Origin of the sequence: Mesorhizobium sp. M1307 (genome assembly GCF_040318155.1) — a bacterium.
GTDB lineage: Bacteria > Pseudomonadota > Alphaproteobacteria > Rhizobiales > Rhizobiaceae > Mesorhizobium.
Window position 1 is genome coordinate 1 of the sequence record NZ_JAMYLR010000040.1, and the last position, 20,073, is coordinate 20,073.

Here is a 20,073-nt window from a genome sequence, read left to right on the forward strand (position 1 = left end):
CCCCCCCCCCCCCCCCCCCCCCCCCACCCCCCCCCCCCCCCCCGCCCCCCCCCCCCACCCCCCCCAACCCCGCCCCCCCCCCCCCCCCCCTCCCCGCGGGGGGCGCCCCACGGCTGCCCGAACTTTCACGTCAATCGATGATCTTGACGATCTTGCGCGTGCCTGGGTCGACGACGACGGTGCGATTGTCGACGATGACATAGCGGTATTTGACGCTGGGGACTTCATGAAGCTCGACGGTATCGGGGAGCGTCGAGCCGATGTTGAGCTCCACCCCAGGGATTTTCACCGAGGCCAGCGGCTGCTTTTTCACATACTCCTTGATGACCGTTTCCTGCTGCGGTTCGATGACAACGTCTTGCGCCGCAGCGGCGCCGATGCCTGCCAGCAGCAAAAATCCCGCCACCGCGGTGGAAAGATGCATTCTCATGGTCGTCTCCTTTGCGAACTCGGTCCGCTCTTCACGCCAAGGCTCACTCGAACGGAAGGCAGCTGAAAACGTTCCGTCGACGGGGCTTCGGTCCCGCCCGGCAGGGACCAACCGACGTGTTGCCGCAGGACCTAAGTCTGATCCTTGCGCGCAAAGGGTGGGTTTGCCGCGTGACCCGGAACCGCCGCGGCACCTAGCCGTTGCTGGCTGCACGTTCCAGGAGGATTCCATGGAAAAGGTCGACGGTTGCTCGCACCGGTCCTGGCTGTTTCCATTCCGATCGAACCCGGCATCTGCGCAGCCCTGTCCCTTCCTGCGCCGATAAGGGTTCGCGCGTCACTTTGTGGCGGGCGAACCCTCAAATTGCTGCGTGCACCAAAGTTGACCCCCTGAAGCGAAGAGAAGGGGCGAGGAGAGCGGAAATGGCCGACGACAAGAGCAAGCGAGACTTCAGCGACCGCAATCGCGTTTCGGCGGATGAGTATTACGAGGTCGAATATTTCGCGCGGGAGAATGGTGTTTCGCCCAGCCAGGTGAGCAAGCTGATCAAAAGGACCGGTGGCGACCGGATGATCCTCTCGCAGGCGGTGAAGGCATTGCGCGAGCGCAAGTGAGCTGGCGGCGAAGCCAACGGTGGAGAGGCGCTGATCGCGATCGGCCGAGATCCGGCCAGCTATCGACAACGTGCCCGGATGCCGCCGCTTCGGCCAAGCGCAATGCCCCGCTACTTCTTCGATTCCGATGAAGACGGAATCGTCTATTCCGACGATCAGGGAACGTTATATGACGATCTCCCGCTGGTCAGGAAAGAAGCCCTTCGCACATTGGCCGAGATGGCCAGGGATGGCCTTCCTCATCGCAGGATTGCAGTCAAGGTCCGGGACGACCGTGGCGGTCTGGTCCTTGAAGTGGCTTTGACCTTTGCCGTTGAAACGCGGCACTTCGACGAGCGGATTTTCCAGATCGACTTGCGCACGAACTGACGGCTCGATCATCATCGCGCCGACCATCATCAGATTTCTGGTGCAGCGGCATCTTCCCCTAGCGCGGAACATTAGAAGTCTCTAATTGTTATCTTAAGCAGCGGGAACCTCCCAGGATTCTGCTGCAGATCGGGTGCAACCCGATCGGCCCGCGCCCTCCGCCAGAGGCGCGGGCTTCGTTTGTTTAGCCGATGCGCAACGCCATGCGGCGGAAGCATATTGGAGACCTGCGGGAGCACTAGTAACATCAGTCGCTACCGTGGCGCCCTGGCGCCCAGGCAACGGAGCCCGTCGTCCGACAGGGCGGCGGGCTTTTTTGACGCGGGTCGGTCATCACGCAATCGATGGAATTCTGGCCGGCGCTGCTTCGTGTGGCATGGGGTAAGGTGCCCTGACGCAGCGCCGGCCAAGCGGAAATCAGGTCCGCCGCAGCCAGATTGTAGCCGCGCTGGCGCAGCAGGTAATTGCGTGATCGCGGAAGCTACACCATGCAGAGCCCTCCCCAGCAGTTCGGCCTGCCAGCGGCTGACCCGAGGCATTCATTCATTCTGACGATGCACCGGACGCCCCGACGGCGGAAATTGGACACCGCGCTCGCTCTCGATTCAGCGGCCGGTGTTCCCTGCAGATTTCGGACGAAAGGCCATTCTATCCTTGTTGCGCCTGGATTCTTATCAGATCGTGGCAAGGATTGCCTTTCCGGCCGCGTTTGCCGGCGTTCTGCTGTTCGCCCTTCTGCCGGAGCAACTCCTGCAGGGCCTTGGCCTGGCTTTCACGTTTGATCACGACAAGCTCAATCACGCCGCCGCCTTCGTCATCCTGGCGGCTCTCGGAAGTCTCGGCTGGCCGGAACGCAAGGCGAAGCTGATCGTACTCCTCGTTCTCACGGGTGCGGCGATCGAGGGGCTTCAGGCCGTGCAACTGATAGGGCGCGACCCGGATTTATTCGACTGGGCGGCCGACTGCGCGGGAATCGCGTGCGGACTGATGGTTGCAGGCTGGACAAAGCGGCTCGCCGGCGGATTGCCATAGCTCGAAAGCGCATAACGGAATCGGCGCGCCCGTGCCCCAATAAGGGGAAAATGGCCGGCGCCACTTGGGGGGCGCGTTGGGGTAAGTTGCCTGATGGGGCGCCGGCCAGGCGGAAAATTACGTCCGCCGCAAAATAACATAGCAGGAATGGCAAAGCGCGGCAGTAGCGTGATCGCGGAAGGTCCGCGTTGGCGCCCCGGTGCGGTGACCCGTTTTGGATCAACAAATCTGGCACCTGAATTGCATTGCAGGCAATGCCGGGAAATCCCGGCAATCGTCCCCGAATATGGGGCCTCGCCGCTTCGCAAATGGAGCGGCGGGCCTTTTTGCCGGATGTTGAAAAGTAGGCCGATCAGCGGCTTAGCTGATCACAGTGTGCTTAACCCGATTTCCCCTACCAAGTGCTTATTCTCACAAGAGAAATTCTAAAGCGCCCAAGCATCGGTGCTTGACACAGGTTTCGACAACTGGATAAGTGGATACACAGATACGCTCTGATCGGACCAGGGACATGGCAGCTGACGCAATCGAGCCGTTGGGCATCGCGACCGCCGAGGAGGAAGCTTATCGCCACATTCAGCGGGCCCTGAGGATGGGGCGTTATCGGGCCGGGGACCGGCTGATCCCGGAAGAGATCGCGACGGAAATCGGCATGAGCCGCATGCCGGTTCGCGAAGCATTCCGCCAACTGGCCGCGGAAGGTCTTGTGGTCATTCGCCCGAACCGTGGCTGCATCGTCGCCGGGCTTACCCTCGACGAGATCTACGAAACGTTTGAAATGCGCTCGGTGCTCGAAGGGCTGGCGGTGAGGCTTGCCATGCCGCACATCGATGTCGAAGTGCTTGAAGAACTGGAACGCCAGCTTGACCGCATGGAGCGCGCCAGCCAGACCGGCAGCAGCGACTGGGTCGTGCGCCATCAGGCCTTCCATTTGCAGATTTGCCAATTGAGCAACAGACCCAAGCTGGTCCGGCAGATCGCCAGCCTGCACGTCGTGATCGAGCCCTACCTGCGCATCTGGTTCGACTATGTCGACAAACCCGCCAGCGCGCGTGCCGAGCACGAGATCCTGATCGACGTGCTGCGGTCAGGTGATGCCGGCAAGGCTGAGATCGTCATGCGGGATCATATCGTCGAGACAGCGCCGCTTCTGGCCAACTTCGCAAGTCCCGGCCGCCGCTAGGGAATACCGTCTAACTCGTTGAAGCCGGAAGATAATCCGGCACGACGAAAGGGAACTGTCATACCGGCAAAAAGAGGAGAATGATATGAAAATTAGCCGCATCACAGCCATTGCGTCGGTCCTGTTCGGCCTGGTCCAGGCCGCCGTTGCACAAGAAACACCAAAGGCAATTACCATTGCCACCGAAGGAGCCTACGCGCCCTGGAATTTCACAACAGCCGACGGCAAGCTGGACGGCTTCGAAGTCGATCTCGCCAATGATCTGTGCGGGCGAATGAAGATCGAGTGCAAGATCGTCGCACAGGACTGGGACGGCATGATCCCCGCGCTGACCGTCGGCAAGTTCGATGTGATCATGGCGAGCATGTTCATCACTGAAAAACGTCTGAAGATCATTGACTTTACCCAGCCGTATGCCGTGGATCCCTCAGGTTTCGCGGTCGCCAAGGATAGCGAACTGGGCAAGCTCGGCATCTCCAACGAGCGGTTCAAGCTGGAGAATGAAGCCTCTGCGCAGGCGGCAATCGACACGCTCAAGCCATTGCTGAAGGGAAAGATCATTGGAGTTCAGGCTGCAACGGCGAACCTGGAATTTGTGAAAAAATACTTCTCGGACGTCGCCGAGATTCGCGAATACAAGACCACCGAGCAACACGATCTCGATCTTGCCGCGGGTCGCATCGACGCGCTGTTCGCGCAACAGACAGCGCTGGCCGCCACGCTGAGCAAGCCGGAGTTCAGCGACTATACGCTTGCAGGACCAGGATTTGTCGGGGGTCTCTTCGGTCTTGGCTCCGGGGCCGGCATCCGCAAAGAGGACACCAAGCTGAAAGACATGCTCAACGGCGCCATCGATGCCGCGACCGCCGACGGCACGATCAAAACCCTGTCGCTTAAATGGCTCAAGAGCGACGTCACTCCAGTCAAGTAAGCGCTTGCCGGCGAACGGCCATTCCTGACCACGTTCCGGAGCTGAGCCGTTCGTCCTGCCGGGGGCATCAATGCCGGGGGTATCAATGCCGGGGGTATCAATGGTTGACGCATTCCGGCTGCTTGGTTTCCAGCACGGAGGTTGGGGGGCTGCTCTTCTCATGGCGGCCTCGGTCACAGTGCTCCTGTCTGTGCTGGGCTTTGCGCTTGGCGCTGTCTTTGGCGGGCTGGCAGCGGCCGGGCGTCTCCGCAACTCCAAAATATTGAGGTTCTTGGCCCTTGGCTATTGCACGGTTTTCAGGGGCGTGCCCGACCTTCTGACCATTTATCTGCTTTACTATGGAGGTAGTGTCGCCCTGACCTCGCTTGGTCATAGCCTGGGCGGGTCCGGATTCGTCGGCGTTCCGGCCTTTGCCACTGGAACCTTGGCTATCGCGATCATCTCGGGCGCCTATCAAGCCGAGGTCTATCGAGGGGCTTACCTCGCCATCGACCAGGGACAGCACGATGCCGCTTGCGCGCTTGGTCTCAACCGGCTGCAGCGGCTGCGACAGGTTATTTTTCCCCAGCTCCTGAGATACGCGCTGCCAGGTCTCGGCAATGTGTGGCAGTTGGTTCTGAAGGACTCGTCGCTGATATCGGTAATCGGCCTCGTTGAACTGATGCGCCAGGCGCAGATCGCTGCAGGTTCGACCCGTGAACCGTTCATCTTCTACATTGCTGCAGCCTTGCTCTATCTGGCTATCGCTTCCGTCACGGGCCACGCCTTTTACCGTCTGGAACGCAAGGCGCCGTGGCGCGTCCGGTCGGCATGATAGATTTCAGTTTTTTCCTCGAAATCCTGCCGAAGCTACTCGCCGGCCTGCCGCTCACGATGGAACTGGCCCTGACTTCCATCGTTGCCGGCTTCGTTCTTGCCGTCACATTGGCGCTTGCCCAGCAATCGGAATCGCCCTTCGTCGTCTTGCCGATCCGTGGCTTCGTTGCCGTGTTCAGGGGCACGCCTCTGCTGGTGCAGATTTTTCTGACCTATTATGGCCTTGGTCAATTCCGGCACCAACTGTCGGCAATTGGATTATGGGCCGTTTTCCGCGAACCCTACTGGTGCGCAATCATCGCGCTGACACTCAACACCACCGCCTATGGCAGCGAAATCCTCCGCGGCGCGATTCAATCGGTGCCACGCGGCCTTGTCGAGGCGGCCCGGTCTGTCGGCCTGTCCACCTATTTGACCTATCGGCACGTTATCCTGCCGCTGGCCTTTCGCCAGGCGCTGCCGAGTTACGGCAATGAAATCATCCTGATGATCAAGGGCACGTCTCTGGCTTCCATCGTGACCTTGATGGAGGTGACTGGAATTGCCCAGGGATTGATCTCCCAGACCTACCGCGCCTTTGAAGTCTTCATCTGCGCGGGCGCCATTTATCTCACTTTGAACTTCGCGATCATCCGTGCCTTGGCGGCACTCGAATACTGGATGTCGCGGCATCTGCGGCACCGCCCCTCGACGATGAGCGACGCCGCCTCTTGAGCACGATCAGAAGGGCATAGCATGCGAAATTTTGAGAAACCAACGCGCTCGGTCGTCGTTTCACGCGAGGCCATGGCCGCCACCTCTCATCCGTCGGCGACCCTGACGGCGGTGGAGATCATGGCGGCCGGCGGCAACGCCATGGATGCCGCCATCGCAGCCTGCGCGGTGCAATGTGTCGTCGAGCCAGCCTCGACCGGCATTGGAGGCGACTGCTTCGCTCTTCTGTCGCGAAACGGATCCGGCGAGGTCATCGCCTACAACGGATCGGGCAGGACACCCGCCGCCCTGACAATTGACTGGTTCCTCGAACGTGGCATGGCCGAGGTGGCCCGCAATTCTCCCGGCTCCGTCACCATCCCGGGAGCCATCGATGCCTGGACCAGACTGCACGCTGATCATGGACATATGCGCTTCGATCAAATCCTGGCCCCCGCTATACGTTTCGCCGAGGAAGGCTACGCCATTTCACCGCGGGTCCATCGTGACTGGGCGTTGGAAGAAGAACTTCTGGCCTCCGATGTAGCCGCGAAACGGATTTTCCTGCCAAACGGCCGCGCGCCACGTGTTGGCGAAGTGCATCGCCAGCCTGAGTTGGCTGCAACGCTGCGGCTGATCGCCAAGAAGGGACGAGAGGCCTTCTACACTGGCCCTGTGGCCGACGACATGGTCGCCTATCTTCGTGGGCTCGGCGGATTGCACACACTCGAAGATTTCGCCTCGGCAACAGGCGAATACGTGACCCCGATCAGCACGGCGTTCCGAGGCTGCGATGTGTTCGAATGTCCGCCGAATGGCCAGGGTGTGATCGCGCTGCTCATTCTAAACATCCTCTCGCGCTTCGAAGCGCACGGCGACCCGCAATCCGCGGACCGGCTTCACCTGGAAATCGAAGCGACACGCCTCGCTTACGCCGCGCGTGACCTGCTCGTCGCCGATCCCGACACGTCCGAGGTCCCGGTGGCCGACATGTTGTCGAATGCCTGGGCCGATCGTCTGGCCGGCATGATTGACCTAAAGCGCGCCCGCGCGGACCTGCCGGCGTTCGATATGCCGCTGCACAGCGACACGGTCTATATTTCCGTTGTCGATAAGGACCGCAATGCGGTCAGTTTCATCAACTCGGTCTTCGACAGCTTTGGCTCGGGCCTGGTCTCGCCACGCTCCGGTGTCGTCTTGCACAATCGCGGGCAAAGCTTTTCGCTTGACCCCAGGCACCCCAACGCAGTGGCGCCGAACAAGCGACCTTTGCATACCATCATACCCGGGATGCTTGCGAGAGACGGCCGGGCAGAAATGCCTTTCGGCGTTATGGGTGGCTACTACCAGGCAATGGGCCATGCGCACCTGCTGACGAAGGTGCTCGACTTCGGGATGGATCTGCAGGAGGCGATTGATCTGCCGCGGGTCGCCCCCGTCAGCGGCACCATGAACGTCCAGGCCGAACACGGGCTCGCTGGCGAAACCGTAGCTGAACTTAGCCGACGCGGTTTCGAAATCATTCCGGCCACGGACCCGATCGGCGGTGCGCAGGCCATTCGCATCGATTGGGCAAACGGGACCCTGCTGGGCGGTTCTGAACCGCGCAAGGACGGCTGCGCCCTCGGTCTGTAGAGCGGTTATGGCCAGAGCGGGATCCAAGATGCCGAAGATGCTCTTCATCGTCATTTGGCCGGCGAGCAGGAGCCGCTGGCGCCATGGTCCAGATAATTTTTGCACGCCATCGACAATCCGATCGGCGCGAGGGTGTCACCCATGTCTTAGGTACAACTGTCACCCATGTCTCCGGGCCGTACAGGGAAAAAATGGTGCCCAGAGGCGGTTCGAACCACCGACACGCGGATTTTCAGTCCGCTTTCGGTGATTGATATTGTTCAGATTTTAGGCCGAATGTCGCGTTTGTGTCGCGTCAAGCCAAAAAGCGCCCGCTCGGCCTGAACTCGTTGCCCTGTTCAGCGTCCAAACACCCGTGCCGTGGTGCCGACAGTCATTCAGATGGATGATGGTATGGTTCGGCACTCCTAGTAAGCTCCGATCCACAGGCAATTTAGAGACTTTCTGAGGTCCATATTCCTATGGGCGCAAGCGGCGCGACGACGGAGGTGTTGGCGCAGGCGGCGGGGTCGGGTCGTCGAGGCTCGCACGCGTGGAAGCCACGACGACCGACGTCGACCAACGGGCAACCGTGGGGCGCTCGATCGATCAGGAGATGGCACGGGCGACGAGCCAGTTCGACAGCGACAGGCGTGTCAACCAGCCGCAAGCGCAGGCGATCGAGAAGCAATTGCAAGTTCTCAAGTCAACCGGCAACGCTGTCGCGGCTCAACAGGCGGGACTGCACGCCATGGAAAGGCAGTCTCCCGCCGCATCGCATCTCCTCCAAAGCTTTTTGCGGCGTCAGCAGGATGCCAGCGAGCGGGGTCAACTCGGCCAGGCTGATGCCAGAGTGTTTACGCTCGCCACACCGCCGGAGCGGGCGAACTCGCTTCATCCGATCTTTCTGCGTCCTGTTCGGGAGGTCCCTACATGATCATCGAGTTGTTCGGTCCGCCTGGTGCAGGCAAGACGACCCTTCTCCGCGCCCTTTGCCGTGAGCTGGCGAAACGCGACATCCGTGTGAAGACAGTCAATGGCTATCGCCGGATTGATTTTGTGTCTTTCGGCAGCGAAGTCGATTCGGTCGAGGATGAAGGCCCGGAGACACGCCATGGCATCCAGCGTCTGGTGCACAAGCTCGCCACCGCGAGTCCGGTCTTGTTCTCGACCCCGCCGAGCGAGGGGGCCGCTGCGCGGCTTTTGGCATCGATCCCTCCAAAAAGTCGAATATGGGCGTTGCGTCTGAAGATCGACGTCGTTTTGCTCTTCGAAGCCTGGAATACAGCGCAGGCCTCAGAAGGGTACTTCATTTTCGAAGAGGGCATCGTTCAGGCGTTGTGTGCGCTCGTCCTGTTGGCACGAAATCCAAGTATCGACATGGTTCGTAATTGCCTGACGTTCCTGCCGCGACCGGATCTCCTCATTCAAGTCGACGCGCCCGGGGAAACGCTGCGCCACCGCCTCATTGAGCGGTATGCGCGGCAGCCGTACCTCGAGCGCCTTCTCGAAGTCGGAGTGGTCAGGGGCCTGAAGCAAGCGGATATCGCGAGGGAGATCGGCCAATGCCTGCAAGACAAATGGCCGCTGATGCGTGTCGACGGCCTCGACCCACGCAATTTCGAACAGGTCGTCGCGCGCATCGTGGGGCACGGATTGCCCGCGACGGCATGCGTCGGGCCAGACTAGAGGCGCGAGTTGCATGGTGCTCACGGTGAGATCGTTCGTTGGCATTCGCAGATTTCTGCGGGCGCAGTGGCGACCGTTAGGCAGCGTCCATGAGAACCGTGCACCCGCTCTTCGGGGTTACCGAGCAAGCCACCAGACGGATGGGTACGGTGCCCATTACTCCGACACGTTCCGGTCCGGCTACTATGCAGCTCTGTGGTCGGGTATCGAAAAGCCTTTGGTCGAACGTATTCTCCTGCCTGTCGGCGGGCCGAACCGGAAATGCCTGGACTTCGCATGCGGCACAGGCCGCATAGCAAATATCGCAGCTCAATTTTTTGGTGAAGTCGTCGGCGTTGACATCTCCCAATCTATGCTGGCTAGCGCACGGGTTCCGAAGAACGTGAAATTGGTCCGCGCTGATATTACGTTCTCTCCGCTTGCCGAAAGGTTCGACGTGGTCACGGCATTCAGATTCTTCCTCAATGCTGAAGATGAGCTCAGGAAGGATGCACTGTCGGCCATCAGCGCGCATTTGAACGAAGGCGGATTGCTTATCTCGAATATCCACATGAATGCGACCTCGCCAATAGGGCTGGTCTGCCGCATTCTGAACCGTTATGCAGGAGGGACAGTCCGCCATACTTTGAGCATTAAAGGATACGAGCAGACGCTCATTGCAAATGGCTTTATTGTCGAGCGGATAGTTGGGTACGGTTTTTTGCCGCGACCCGGGAAATTGCTGCCAAGACTCTGCGAAATATTGATCGTGCCGTTTGAAAGGATCTGCGCAAGTGCCAGGATTCCGGCGGAGCTTGCGCAGAATTTCCTGGTGGTTGCCAGAAAGCGGTAAAGCCGGCGGGCACATGAAATTTGAAACCGAGCATTTGCCATGAGGCTGGCTCAATCAGACAAAGCGCTGCTCGCCTCTGCTCATCAGTGCGTTTGGCGACGGCGCTCGCCGGTGACCAACGATGCACTTGCCTATCGTTCGCCCTGTTGAGGCGGCCTGACCGAATCCTCTGGTATGGCCTTTGCCCCGCTTACAAAAGTCATACCAGACCTCATTCGCTTCGCTTCCTACAGTCCGTGCTCGCTAATCGAGCAGCCGATTGATCGGACAGCAACATCGGCGCGCTTTACGCGTGCTCATGTCGCGTGGAGTTGTCGACAGTCGCAGGAAACCCTTGAAAATCAACGGTAACAGTTCGCAACACGGCGCGACATGAAATGCCGTAAGTCGCCAAGTTGGCGACACCGCAAGCCGTTGATTTTATATGAGGAAGTAGTGGTGCCCAGAGGCGGATTCGAACCACCGACACGCGGATTTTCAGTCCGCTGCTCTACCAACTGAGCTATCTGGGCCTGCTCCGGCGGGCGGCAATCTGCACACCGGGTTCATGAAAGCGCCGTCGGCACCCCTTGAAAGCGCGTGGGTTATAGCACGGGAATTCGGCCTGTCCAGCGCTTAGAGCATGATCCCGAAAAGTGGAATCCGGTTTTCGGAAAAAGATCATGCTCAGACAAAAAGCATGATCCCTAAAAGTGGAATCCGGTTTTCGGAAAAGATCATGCTCAAACAAAACGCCAGAAGCTGTTCCGTCCAACAGTGCCCGGATGGAACAAGTTCTGGACATTGATTTCAGGCGGGAAACGACAGCAGTCCGCAAGGCCGATCATCGGTCACGATCGCGGCTGCGAAACCGTTCCAAGCCTGTGGAAAACCGCAGGTGGACGGCGCTATTTCTGGTCGTCGTTCTCGTCCTCGTCGTCGCGGCCCGGGATGACGTAGACCCCCTTCAGCCAGCGGTTGAGGTCGATGTCCTTGCAGCGCGTCGAGCAGAACGGGTAGGTTTCGCGCGCCGATGGCTTGCCGCATTCGGGGCAGGGCCGCTTGGGCCGCAACGGCGTGACCTTGTCGTCCGGGCTCATATCCGCGCACCCGACAGCCAGTTGGCGTGCACCTTAAACCCTTCGCCGCTCAAAAGCGCTACCGTCTCGTAGAGTGGCAGGCCGACGACGTTGGTGTAGGAGCCGACAAGCTTGACGACGAAGGCGCCGGCAAGCCCCTGGACGCCATAGCCGCCGGCCTTGCCGCGCCATTCTCCGGATGCGATGTAGGCCTCGATCTCCTCGCGCGGCAGCCGCTTGAAACGCACCCTGGTCTCGACCAGCCGCAAGCGCTGCTTGCCGCCCGGCGTGATCAGGCAGATGCCGGAATAGACCCGGTGCGAACGGCCGGACAAAAGCCCGAGGCAGTTGGCGGCGTCGTCGAGCGTCTCGGCCTTGGGCAGGATGCGCCTCCCGACGGCAACCACCGTGTCGGCGGCCAGCACGAAGCTCGGCAGGTAGTCGGCTTCGGTCTTCAGTGAAGCCAGCGCCTTCTCGGCCTTTTGTGTTGCCAGGCGTTTGGCCAGCGAGCGCGGGTGTTCGGCGCGCAGCGGCGTCTCGTCGACATCGGCCGGCAGCACACGGTCCGGCTCGATGCCAGCCTGCTGCAGCAGCTCGATCCGGCGTGGCGAACCCGAGGCAAGCACGAGCTTCTGCAAAATGCCCATCGCGATCCCGGCCGGGTCCTTGAACTTACTTGAAGCGGTAGGTGATGCGGCCCTTGGTCAGGTCGTAGGGCGTCATCTCGACCAGGACCTTGTCGCCGGTCAAAACGCGGATGCGGTTCTTGCGCATGCGGCCGGCCGTATGGGCGATGATTTCATGTTCGTTTTCGAGCTTGACCCTGAACATTGCGTTGGGCAGCAGTTCCGTCACGACACCCGGAAACTCGAGGACTTCTTCCTTCGGCATTCGATACCTTTGCTTGGATGGGTACTTCCAGCGCCCCGGCCGGAAAGTTGCGCGGAACCTATATGATAAACGTCCGCTTGTGAACATGCTTAATCCGCGGCGTTTTTAGCCCCGTTGCCGAGAAAACGGCGGCCGATCCGCGCCTTCAGCCGCTCGCGCACGTCGCGGTAGGCGGCCATGATCTGCTCGCGCGTGCCGCTGACGCCGGTCGGGTCGGGCATAGGCCAATACTCGACCTCGACGGCCAGCGAGCGGGTGAGCTCGAGCGCGGTGTGGTGAGCTTCCGGTGCGAGCGTGACGATCAGGTCGAAATAGTCGTCCTCGAGGTCGTCCATCGTTCTCGGGTGCCGTTCGCCCAGCGACAGCCCTTCTTCGGCCAGCACGGCATCGACGAACGGATCGCGTTCGCCGCCGCGCACTCCCGCCGAGGCGACGAAGGTGGTGGCCGGAAGCACCTTGCGCGCCAGCAATTCGGCCATCGGCGAGCGCACGGCGTTCATACCGCAGACAAACAGGATCGAGCGGGGCAGGATCGGGCGGGGCAGCGGGGCGGCCAGTTCAGCCTCGCCAGTGCAGCACGCAAACCAGCGTGAACAGCCGGCGCGCCGTGTCGAAGTCAATCTCGATCTTGCCGGCAAGGCGGTCCATCAGCGTCTGCGAGCCTTCATTGTGCAGGCCGCGCCGGCCCATGTCGATCGCCTCGATGTGGCTGGGTGTCGCGGTGCGGATGGCATCGTAATAGCTTTCGCAGATCATGTAGTAATCCTTGACGATGCGCCGAAGCGGCGTCAGCGACAGGATGTGGGTGACCACGGCTGCGCCGTCCTCGCGCGCCACCGCGAACACCAGCCGGGACTCGGCCAGCGACAGTTTCAGCCGGTACGGGCCGGCGCCGTCGTCATTGACCGGCTGGAAGCGGTTCTCCTCTATCAGGTCGAAGATCGCCACCGCCCGCTCATGCTCGACATCGGGCGTCGAGCGGCCGATCGTCTCGTCGAGCTCGACATCGATCAGCCTGGCGCGGGTTTGGTCGTAGTCGGACATTTCTACATGTTCAGCCGGATGGCGACGGAGCGTCCATGCGCATCGAGGCCTTCCGCCTTGGCGAGCGTGATCGCCGCCGGCGCCAGTGCCCGCAACTGCTCCGGCCCGAGCTTCAGGACCGAGGTGCGCTTGACGAAATCGAGCACCGAAAGCCCGGACGAAAAGCGCGCCGAGCGCGCCGTCGGCAGCACGTGGTTGGAGCCGGCGACATAGTCACCGATGGCTTCCGGCGTATGACGGCCGAGAAACACCGCACCGGCATTGCGCATCCGCGCCAGGAAGGCCTCTGGGTCGTCGACCGCAAGCTCGACATGTTCGGCCGCGATGCGGTCGACCAGCGGCAGTGCTGCCTCGATCGTCGGCACCAGGACTATGGCGCCAAAATCGCGCCAGCTCGCTGCCGCCGTTTCTCCGCGCGGCAAGTTCTGCAACTGCCGCTCCACCGCCTGTTCGACCGCTACGCCAAAGGCACGGTCGTCGGTGATCAGGATCGACTGCGCCGACACATCGTGTTCGGCCTGGGCGAGGAGGTCGGCGGCGATCCAGTCCGGATCGTTGCTGCCGTCGGCGACGACCAGCACTTCCGACGGCCCGGCGATCATGTCGATGCCGACCGTGCCGAACACCTGGCGCTTGGCCGCCGCGACATAGGCATTGCCGGGGCCGACGATCTTGGCGACGGGCTTTATCGTTTCGGTACCATAGGCAAGGGCCGCGATCGCCTGGGCGCCACCAACGCGGTAGATTTCGGAGACACCGGCTAGGTCGGCTGCCACCAGCACCAGCGGCGGCACCTCGCCGCCGGAGGCCGGCACCACCATGGCGATGCGCTCGACGCCGGCGACCTTGGCCGGTACCGCGTTCATCAGCACCGAGCTCGGATAGCTCGCCGTGCCGCCCGGCACGTAGAGCCCGACGGCCTCGATCGCCGTCCAGCGCGAGCCGAGCTCGACGCCGGCGGCATCGGTGTAGCGGTCGTCCTGCGGCATCTGCCGCTGGTGGTGGGAGCGGATGCGCTCGCGCGCGAATTTCAGCGCCTCGACCGTCTGCGGATCGGCGGCCTCGTAAGCCTTGGCAATGTCGTCCCTGGAGACGGCGATGCCGAGCCTGGCCAGGTCGCCGCCGCCGAATTTCTGCGTGTACCCGACCAGCGCCGCGTCGCCCTCGGCACGCACCTTGGCGATGATCTCGCGCACCACGGCGTCGACATCGGCCGAGACTTCTCGCTTGGTCAGCAGGAACGCGGCAAAGCGCTGCTCGAAATCGGCGTCGGACTGGCGAAGCGTGATAGCCATCACATCAGACCCTGTGGACCGGGCGCGACGTCGCTTCCCAGGCGCCGCCGACATCGGCAAGCCGCGCCTCGATGCATTCGACATCGAGCATGATCGCGCCGCCGCCCGAAAAGATCAGCTCGACGATGCCGGCCGGTTTGTCGAGCGCGAGAAAGCTGATCGCCAGCAGCGACAGCACTTCGTCGGGCTTGTCGCGGGCAATGCCGCTGGTCTTGGCGCCGAGCACCCGGTCGAAATGCAGCACGGCCTGCCGCCGCTCATTGTGCTGGCGGAAGAAGCCGGATTTCGCCTCCCAGACGAAGCGGTTCATGGTCAGCACGAAGCGCTTTACAGAAGGCAGGTATTCGAGATCGCTGACCTTCATGACAGCATCCTGGACATGCGCCGAGATGATGCTCAGATCCTGATCGTCGAGCGCGACAAGCTTGAGGCCATTCATGCGGAATTCGCACCTGCGAGTTGATTATTCGACCTTCTGTTAGGCGGTCTTTCCGGCTCGTGCAACCGCGCCGGAGGTCTTGGCCAGGCAATCGCCCCGGTCGGCGCTGCCCCTCATCCTCCTGCCGGGACCTTCTCCCCGTATAGGGACGGGTGTAGGGGCTGGCCGCAACCTCGGCACCCTCTCCGCAACGCCGGAGATTGGCGAAATCCTTCGCGAGGCGGTCCTACTCCCCGTCCCTATACGGCGAGAAGATGCCGGCAGGCAGGTGAGGGGCAGCGCCGACCTGAGCCTGCTATCATTACCCCGAAATGCGCTCGATTTCCGCGCCGCAGCCGGACAGCTTTTCCTCCAGCCGCTCGAAGCCGCGGTCGAGATGGTAGACGCGGTTGACCGTGGTTTCGCCTTCGGCCGCCAGGCCGGCGATGACCAGCGACACCGAGGCGCGAAGATCGGTCGCCATGACCGGCGCGCCCTTCAGCTTCGCCACGCCGTCGACGATCGCCGTCTGGCCGGACAGCGTGATGTGGGCGCCGAGCCGGGCGAGTTCCTGGACGTGCATGAAGCGGTTTTCGAAGATCGTCTCGGTGATGCGCGACTTGCCTTTGGCCATCGTCATCAGGCCCATGAACTGCGCCTGCAGATCGGTCGGGAAAGCCGGGAAGGGCGCCGTCGTCACGTCGACCGGCGAAATGCCGGCGCCGTTGCGCCTGACGCGGATGCCGGAATTGGTCTGCGTGATCTCGGCGCCGGTCTGCGAAATGATGTCGAGCGCCGTCTGCAACAGGTCGGGCCGGGCACCTTCCAGCACGACGTCGCCGCCGGTCATCGCCACCGCCATTGCATAGGTGCCGGTCTCGATACGGTCGGGGATCACCCTGACGCGGGCACCCGACAGCGCCTCGACGCCGTCGATGGTGATGGTCGCCGTGCCGGCGCCGGAGATCTTCGCGCCCATGGCGTTGAGGCATTCGGCGAGGTTGACGATCTCCGGCTCGCGGGCGGCATTTTCGAGCACCGTCTCGCCCTTGGCCAGCGAGGCCGCCATCATCAGCACATGGGTGGCGCCGACCGAGACTTTCGGGAACAGATAACGGTTGCCGACAAGCCGGCCGTTCCTGGTCTTGGCGATGACGTAGCCGGTGTCGACGTCGATATCGGCGCCCAGCGCCTGCAGGCCTTCGAGGAAGAGGTCAACCGGCCGTGTGCCGATGGCGCAGCCGCCGGGCAGCGACACCTTGGCCTCGCCCATGCGGGCCAGCAGCGGGCCGATCACCCAGAACGAGGCCCGCATCTTCGACACCAGCTCGTAAGGCGCCGTCGTGTCGACGATGTTGCGGGCGGAGAAAGTGATGGTGCGCGAATAGCCTTCCTGCTGCTTTTCGCGGCGGCCATTGACCGAATAGTCGACGCCGTGATTGCCGAGGATGCGGATCAGCTGCTCGACATCGGCCAGATGCGGCACGTTTTCCAGCGTCAGCGTGTCATCGGTCAAAAGCGCGGCGATCATCAGCGGCAGCGCAGCGTTTTTCGCGCCCGAGATCGGAATGCTTCCGGCAAGCTTGTTGCCGCCGACAATTCTGATGCGATCCATGAAGAGCGTCCCCTCGGCGCCAAGGCCGGTTTAAATCGGTTGAGTCTGTTGCGGCCATCTAGACCATTGGCCGGCTTGGTTCAAGAAACAGGCTACTCCCCACTTTGGCCCACGCCGACTTGGCCAAAGTACCGGCGACCAACATAGCCGATTCGCGTTAATCTTTTTTCATCGCCGCCTGCAGCCCCTCCGGCAGCTCGTCGGCCTCGCCAGCGCGCCGCTTGTCGGCGTCGCCGGTCCTTCGTGAGCGCGATTGCGCCTTGCGCTTCTGCAGGTTGGCGCGCAACTGCTCGGCCAGCCGGTCCTTGCGGCCCGTTCCGGCCTTTTTCGCTGAACCATCCTTCTTCGGTGATCCATCCTTGTTCGGAGAAACTGTCTTGCCGTTCATCGTTCTGTCCCCGGCCGGCGACCCGCCGGTGCGTATCAAGGGATAGCCAACATTGTGGCACGGCCATGTCCGCAACGATCGCCCGGTGCGGCCTTTCAACCCGTCTTTGTCTTGGCCTTGCGCTTGCCGGTTCGATATGGCAGAAGCCCCGCCATCGGCGGCTGCGGTAGCTCAGTGGTAGAGCACTCCCTTGGTAAGGGAGAGGTCGAGAGTTCAATCCTCTCTCGCAGCACCAGTCTATCCGCACCATGCAGAGCTATGGCCATCGCCGCGCATGACCGACTGAGCAAATAGAGGCTATCAGGGCAGATCGCGACGCATACTGGCTGAATGATACGGAGCCGAGCTGCCCTTGTGCCCGGCTCCGGCTTTGACGGGAACCTATGCAGCGTCGCCTGTTAGTTGCCGACGTCGCCGCTCCGGAGCCGCTTCACGCACAAAGCGCGAAGGACCAGAGCGGCATCGGCGTAAGTGATCGCCTTTTCGCCGCCGAACACCAGTGTATTGCCGACAACCTCTAGGACATCGCCCTCGATGCGCCAAGGAAGAATATCGGTGCAGGTCCGCATGCGGCCGAAGACCGAACTGATCGGCACCATATGGTTCTCAAACTCCACGTGCGGCTCGTCCGTTCCCGGAGTCCAGGTCTGGTAGGCTTCCAAGGCATCGTCGAAGGCTCCGTGCAAATGAATCGGAGCATGGCCCTCATGCAGTGCGGGTAAAAGGCGTGTGATCATCGGTCTCCTCCTGGATCGCGACAGCCAGCCAATGCTGCCAGGTAACCCCCCGCATTTCGATGATAGGTCTATGGCCGGATGCGACGGTGCCTACCAATAGCCGCAAGTGCCGATGCCCCAATAGAAAGCTTCATCCCGTCCTGAGCGGCGAAATTTCGCCTCGGAGTCAGAAGCGTCGTCCGCCTGCGCCTGGTCCGGCGCATAACGTGAAAGCTCCATGGGCGGGAAAAGGGCGCCGATCACGATCCTGATACAGCCCGGAACGGCTTCCAGAAATGTCTGCGTCATCGTCATCTCCTGATCCTGCGAACATGGACGGCGAAAAGTCAGGCACTTGAAGAGCGCAGTATGACCGGCTTCTTAGCAAATGTCTATCAAACTTGTAGACATTGCCTTGTAAGGAGCGAGCCTCAGACGAAATGCCATGCGAGCTTGCCTGTGACTACGGTGGATGCCTGATCGCCAAGCTTCCTGCTATCCACGCCTCGAACGGCCGCAGCTCCCGGTCTCTTGGCACTTTGCGACGGGGATCAGCTCCATCGTGCCTTCCTCGCGAGCGCGACGGATCTTCAGAATGATGATCCGTCTTCATGAACCTTGGTCGAGCCGCCAACATGCGATCAGGTGCTCGTCGCCAGCTTGGCTGAGGGGCGGTTCGGCTTTCCTGCAATCGGCAACAGCGATCGAGCAACGGCCGGCGAAGGCGCATCCCTGGTTCGGGCCCGCCGCGATGTCGGCCTGAGAGATGATCTTCGGCGCTGCATCGTCTGAAGACGCCGCCAGCAGCAGTTTCGTATAGGGATGATTGGGCCCGTGAAAAATCTGGTCGGATGAGCCGGTTTCGACCAGGCGGCCGCGGTACAGCACGCCGATCCTGTCGGCCATGTAGCGCACGACCCTGAGATCGTGGCTGATGAACAGATAGGTCGTGTCCTTGTCGCGCTGCAGGTCGTTGAGCAGGTTGAGAACGGTTGCCTGGACGGAAACGTCGAGCGCCGAAGTGGGTTCGTCGAGCACCACGACCTTCGGCACGCCGGCGAAGGCCCGTGCGATGGCCGCCCGTTGCCGCTGGCCGCCGGATAGTGATCGCGACTTCTGCTCGGCTGTGGCGCCGGCAAGGCGAACCGATTGCAGCAAATCGCTGATGCGGGCATTTATCTCACTGCTGCGCAGGCCGGCGAGCCGGCGTAGCGGGCGGCCGAGGATCCTGCCGATCCGCTGACGCGGGTTGAGCGTGCGATCCGGCGACTGGAAAACCATCTGCACATCGCGGCGTTCGCCAAGACTTCTCTTCTCGACGCGCGGTGCGACCGTCCTGCCGAACAGTTCGACCGATCCGGCGTCTGGCATCTGTAGGCCGGTGACGATCCTTGCCAGGGTCGACTTGCCGGAACCGGACTCGCCGATCAGCCCGAAGGTCTCGCCGTGGCCGATATCGAGATCGACATTGCTGAGCACCGGTTGGCTGCCGAAGGCATGGCTGATACCTTTACAGGCGATCGCGATTCGGCGTTCTTTGCGCTCGCCGGCATCTTCATTCTGGACGGCCGAGTGCGATGGCAGGCCGTCCGTCTCCGCCAGTCTTCCATTCCGCTTCGTGTAGTTGAGCGCCGGGATCGAGGCGATCAGCGCCTTCGTATAGGCGTGAGAGGGGTTGTCGAAGACATCGCCGGCGGCGCCGCTTTCGACCACGGTTCCCGACTGCATCACCGCCACCCGGTCGCAGGAGCGGCGGATCATGTTGATGTCGTGGCTGATCAGCAGAATGCTGGTCTTGTGGTCCTTGCGCAGGCCGGAGAGGATGGCGATGATCTCGGACTGAACGCTGGCGTCGAGCGCCGTCGTCGGCTCGTCCAGCACCAGCAGCGACGGGTCGAGCGCAATCGCGATGGCGATGTTGGCGCGCTGCTGCATGCCGCCGGAGAGTTCGTGTGGATAGAGCCCCAGCACCCGCTCCGGATGGCTCACCCGAACGCGCCCGAGCAGTTCGCAAGCCCGCTCGCGCGCCTCGTCATGGCGCACCGGGCGATGCCGCATGATCGTCTCGGTGATCTGGCGGCCGATCGTCATGCTTGGGTTGAGGGCCGCGCCCGGGTGCTGGTAGACGGCGGCGATGTGATTTCCCCTGAGTTGGCGCAACTGCTCGGCGGAGAGGTCGCGGATTTCGCGGCCCTGGAACTCCAGCGCTGACGCCGCGATGCGGGCATTCTTCGGCAGATAGCGCAGGATGGCGAGCGCCACCGAGCTTTTCCCCGATCCAGACTCGCCGACAAGGCCGAGTGCTTCGCCTTCGCCTATGCGCAGGGAGACGCCACTGACGGCGGGATGCGATCCATTGCGCCCTTCATAGGCGATGGAAAGCTGGTCGACGTTCAGAACCGAGGAGGACATTGGGAGCTTGAAACCACTTTCTTCCAGCGTCGC

The 20,073-nt window shown here is 61.9% G+C and carries 24 protein-coding genes and 2 tRNA genes; 12 read left to right on the forward strand and 14 right to left on the reverse strand.

The features are described from left to right. Positions 1–130: 130 nt before the first annotated feature. A complete protein-coding gene (locus NKH16_RS28075) occupies positions 131–430 on the reverse strand; it encodes a DUF1236 domain-containing protein (protein ID WP_352747052.1) in 300 nt (99 codons plus the stop codon). A gap of 422 nt (positions 431–852) precedes the next feature. Here NKH16_RS28075 and NKH16_RS28080 point away from each other — a divergent pair, with 422 nt between their 5' ends. The 11 genes from NKH16_RS28080 (at position 853) to NKH16_RS28130 (ending at position 10,203) form a co-directional block, all read left to right on the forward strand. Continuing rightward, entirely contained in the window at positions 853–1,044 is a 192-nt protein-coding gene (locus tag NKH16_RS28080; RefSeq protein ID WP_023719459.1) for a DUF3606 domain-containing protein, read from the forward strand. 102 nt (positions 1,045–1,146) lie between these two features. Then, positions 1,147–1,413 (forward strand): DUF6894 family protein, encoded by a 267-nt coding sequence (locus tag NKH16_RS28085; RefSeq protein ID WP_352448669.1) that lies wholly within the window; start codon positions 1,147–1,149, stop codon positions 1,411–1,413. A 654-nt stretch (positions 1,414–2,067) separates the two neighbouring features. Beyond that, complete coding sequence (locus tag NKH16_RS28090; RefSeq protein ID WP_352747059.1) at positions 2,068–2,445, forward strand: VanZ family protein; 378 nt, start codon at positions 2,068–2,070, stop codon at positions 2,443–2,445. 511 nt (positions 2,446–2,956) lie between these two features. Next, positions 2,957–3,628: a GntR family transcriptional regulator gene (locus tag NKH16_RS28095; protein WP_352747061.1), complete on the forward strand. Its 672-nt coding sequence runs from the start codon at positions 2,957–2,959 to the stop codon at positions 3,626–3,628. A gap of 85 nt (positions 3,629–3,713) precedes the next feature. Next, positions 3,714–4,559, forward strand: a complete 846-nt coding sequence (locus NKH16_RS28100) for a transporter substrate-binding domain-containing protein (RefSeq protein WP_352902953.1) — start codon at positions 3,714–3,716, stop codon at positions 4,557–4,559. A 100-nt stretch (positions 4,560–4,659) separates the two neighbouring features. Further along, on the forward strand, positions 4,660–5,373 hold the full coding sequence (locus NKH16_RS28105) for an ABC transporter permease (protein ID WP_352698118.1): 714 nt from the start codon (positions 4,660–4,662) through the stop codon (positions 5,371–5,373). Then, complete coding sequence (locus NKH16_RS28110; RefSeq protein ID WP_352457755.1) at positions 5,370–6,089, forward strand: ABC transporter permease; 720 nt, start codon at positions 5,370–5,372, stop codon at positions 6,087–6,089. The genes NKH16_RS28105 and NKH16_RS28110 overlap by 4 nt, the downstream gene beginning before the upstream one ends. A gap of 21 nt (positions 6,090–6,110) precedes the next feature. Then, a complete protein-coding gene (ggt, locus tag NKH16_RS28115; RefSeq protein WP_352902956.1) occupies positions 6,111–7,703 on the forward strand; it encodes a gamma-glutamyltransferase in 1,593 nt (530 codons plus the stop codon). A 532-nt stretch (positions 7,704–8,235) separates the two neighbouring features. Next, positions 8,236–8,619, forward strand: coding sequence for a hypothetical protein (locus NKH16_RS28120; protein ID WP_352453410.1), 384 nt, complete (start codon positions 8,236–8,238; stop codon positions 8,617–8,619). Further along, positions 8,616–9,371 carry an AAA family ATPase gene (locus NKH16_RS28125; RefSeq protein ID WP_352453411.1) on the forward strand — a complete coding sequence of 252 codons (756 nt, stop codon included), beginning with the start codon at positions 8,616–8,618 and terminating at the stop codon, positions 9,369–9,371. The genes NKH16_RS28120 and NKH16_RS28125 overlap by 4 nt, the downstream gene beginning before the upstream one ends. A 217-nt stretch (positions 9,372–9,588) precedes the next feature. Continuing rightward, the gene (locus tag NKH16_RS28130) at positions 9,589–10,203 is read left to right on the forward strand and encodes a class I SAM-dependent DNA methyltransferase (RefSeq protein ID WP_352453412.1); all 615 of its coding nucleotides are present in this window, start codon (positions 9,589–9,591) and stop codon (positions 10,201–10,203) included. Between the two features lie 436 nt (positions 10,204–10,639). Here NKH16_RS28130 and NKH16_RS28135 read toward each other — a convergent pair. The 10 genes from NKH16_RS28135 to NKH16_RS28180 form a co-directional block, all read right to left on the reverse strand. After that, positions 10,640–10,715 (reverse strand) — tRNA-Phe (locus tag NKH16_RS28135). 375 nt (positions 10,716–11,090) lie between these two features. Beyond that, positions 11,091–11,282, reverse strand: coding sequence for a DNA gyrase inhibitor YacG (gene yacG, locus NKH16_RS28140; RefSeq protein ID WP_023677402.1), 192 nt, complete (start codon positions 11,280–11,282; stop codon positions 11,091–11,093). After that, positions 11,279–11,908 (reverse strand): Maf-like protein, encoded by a 630-nt coding sequence (locus NKH16_RS28145; RefSeq protein ID WP_352457706.1) that lies wholly within the window; start codon positions 11,906–11,908, stop codon positions 11,279–11,281. The genes yacG and NKH16_RS28145 overlap by 4 nt, the downstream gene beginning before the upstream one ends. A gap of 25 nt (positions 11,909–11,933) precedes the next feature. Beyond that, positions 11,934–12,152 (reverse strand): translation initiation factor IF-1, encoded by a 219-nt coding sequence (gene infA / locus NKH16_RS28150; protein ID WP_006200926.1) that lies wholly within the window; start codon positions 12,150–12,152, stop codon positions 11,934–11,936. Between the two features lie 89 nt (positions 12,153–12,241). Then, on the reverse strand, positions 12,242–12,709 hold the full coding sequence (locus NKH16_RS28155) for an arsenate-mycothiol transferase ArsC (RefSeq protein WP_352453427.1): 468 nt from the start codon (positions 12,707–12,709) through the stop codon (positions 12,242–12,244). 1 nt (position 12,710) lies between these two features. Further along, positions 12,711–13,196, reverse strand: coding sequence for a UPF0262 family protein (locus NKH16_RS28160; protein ID WP_292663977.1), 486 nt, complete (start codon positions 13,194–13,196; stop codon positions 12,711–12,713). Between the two features lie 2 nt (positions 13,197–13,198). Further along, complete coding sequence (hisD, locus tag NKH16_RS28165) at positions 13,199–14,491, reverse strand: histidinol dehydrogenase (RefSeq protein WP_352902961.1); 1,293 nt, start codon at positions 14,489–14,491, stop codon at positions 13,199–13,201. A 4-nt stretch (positions 14,492–14,495) separates the two neighbouring features. Continuing rightward, positions 14,496–14,930: a DUF2948 family protein gene (locus NKH16_RS28170; RefSeq protein WP_352470153.1), complete on the reverse strand. Its 435-nt coding sequence runs from the start codon at positions 14,928–14,930 to the stop codon at positions 14,496–14,498. Between the two features lie 301 nt (positions 14,931–15,231). Then, entirely contained in the window at positions 15,232–16,524 is a 1,293-nt protein-coding gene (murA, locus tag NKH16_RS28175; protein ID WP_352902964.1) for a UDP-N-acetylglucosamine 1-carboxyvinyltransferase, read from the reverse strand. Between the two features lie 157 nt (positions 16,525–16,681). After that, positions 16,682–16,912 carry a hypothetical protein gene (locus tag NKH16_RS28180; RefSeq protein ID WP_352747102.1) on the reverse strand — a complete coding sequence of 77 codons (231 nt, stop codon included), beginning with the start codon at positions 16,910–16,912 and terminating at the stop codon, positions 16,682–16,684. Between the two features lie 160 nt (positions 16,913–17,072). Between NKH16_RS28180 and NKH16_RS28185 the strand changes: the two genes are divergently transcribed. Beyond that, a tRNA-Thr gene (locus NKH16_RS28185) sits at positions 17,073–17,147 on the forward strand. A 163-nt stretch (positions 17,148–17,310) separates the two neighbouring features. On the opposite strand, the gene NKH16_RS28190 is transcribed toward NKH16_RS28185, so the two are convergent. The 3 genes from NKH16_RS28190 to NKH16_RS28200 all read right to left on the reverse strand — a co-directional run bounded on the left by NKH16_RS28190 (position 17,311) and on the right by NKH16_RS28200 (position 20,040). After that, positions 17,311–17,649 (reverse strand): BRA0787 family protein, encoded by a 339-nt coding sequence (locus NKH16_RS28190; RefSeq protein WP_352453574.1) that lies wholly within the window; start codon positions 17,647–17,649, stop codon positions 17,311–17,313. 90 nt (positions 17,650–17,739) lie between these two features. After that, positions 17,740–17,943 (reverse strand): hypothetical protein, encoded by a 204-nt coding sequence (locus tag NKH16_RS28195; RefSeq protein ID WP_352457712.1) that lies wholly within the window; start codon positions 17,941–17,943, stop codon positions 17,740–17,742. 294 nt (positions 17,944–18,237) lie between these two features. Then, the gene (locus tag NKH16_RS28200) at positions 18,238–20,040 is read right to left on the reverse strand and encodes a dipeptide ABC transporter ATP-binding protein (RefSeq protein WP_352902968.1); all 1,803 of its coding nucleotides are present in this window, start codon (positions 20,038–20,040) and stop codon (positions 18,238–18,240) included. Between the last annotated feature and the right edge of the window lie 33 nt (positions 20,041–20,073).

Coding starts and splice junctions, on each gene's coding strand:
- NKH16_RS28075 (WP_352747052.1), bottom strand. CDS start 430: ATGAGAATGCATCTTTCCACCGCGGTGGCGGGATTTTTGCTGCTGGCA.
- NKH16_RS28080 (WP_023719459.1), top strand. CDS start 853: ATGGCCGACGACAAGAGCAAGCGAGACTTCAGCGACCGCAATCGCGTT.
- NKH16_RS28085 (WP_352448669.1), top strand. CDS start 1,147: ATGCCCCGCTACTTCTTCGATTCCGATGAAGACGGAATCGTCTATTCC.
- NKH16_RS28095 (WP_352747061.1), top strand. CDS start 2,957: ATGGCAGCTGACGCAATCGAGCCGTTGGGCATCGCGACCGCCGAGGAG.
- NKH16_RS28100 (WP_352902953.1), top strand. CDS start 3,714: ATGAAAATTAGCCGCATCACAGCCATTGCGTCGGTCCTGTTCGGCCTG.
- NKH16_RS28105 (WP_352698118.1), top strand. CDS start 4,660: ATGGTTGACGCATTCCGGCTGCTTGGTTTCCAGCACGGAGGTTGGGGG.
- NKH16_RS28110 (WP_352457755.1), top strand. CDS start 5,370: ATGATAGATTTCAGTTTTTTCCTCGAAATCCTGCCGAAGCTACTCGCC.
- ggt (WP_352902956.1), top strand. CDS start 6,111: ATGCGAAATTTTGAGAAACCAACGCGCTCGGTCGTCGTTTCACGCGAG.
- NKH16_RS28125 (WP_352453411.1), top strand. CDS start 8,616: ATGATCATCGAGTTGTTCGGTCCGCCTGGTGCAGGCAAGACGACCCTT.
- yacG (WP_023677402.1), bottom strand. CDS start 11,282: ATGAGCCCGGACGACAAGGTCACGCCGTTGCGGCCCAAGCGGCCCTGC.
- NKH16_RS28145 (WP_352457706.1), bottom strand. CDS start 11,908: ATGGGCATTTTGCAGAAGCTCGTGCTTGCCTCGGGTTCGCCACGCCGG.
- infA (WP_006200926.1), bottom strand. CDS start 12,152: ATGCCGAAGGAAGAAGTCCTCGAGTTTCCGGGTGTCGTGACGGAACTG.
- NKH16_RS28160 (WP_292663977.1), bottom strand. CDS start 13,196: ATGTCCGACTACGACCAAACCCGCGCCAGGCTGATCGATGTCGAGCTC.
- hisD (WP_352902961.1), bottom strand. CDS start 14,491: ATGGCTATCACGCTTCGCCAGTCCGACGCCGATTTCGAGCAGCGCTTT.
- NKH16_RS28170 (WP_352470153.1), bottom strand. CDS start 14,930: ATGAATGGCCTCAAGCTTGTCGCGCTCGACGATCAGGATCTGAGCATC.
- murA (WP_352902964.1), bottom strand. CDS start 16,524: ATGGATCGCATCAGAATTGTCGGCGGCAACAAGCTTGCCGGAAGCATT.
- NKH16_RS28180 (WP_352747102.1), bottom strand. CDS start 16,912: ATGAACGGCAAGACAGTTTCTCCGAACAAGGATGGATCACCGAAGAAG.
- NKH16_RS28190 (WP_352453574.1), bottom strand. CDS start 17,649: ATGATCACACGCCTTTTACCCGCACTGCATGAGGGCCATGCTCCGATT.
- NKH16_RS28195 (WP_352457712.1), bottom strand. CDS start 17,943: ATGACGATGACGCAGACATTTCTGGAAGCCGTTCCGGGCTGTATCAGG.
- NKH16_RS28200 (WP_352902968.1), bottom strand. CDS start 20,040: ATGTCCTCCTCGGTTCTGAACGTCGACCAGCTTTCCATCGCCTATGAA.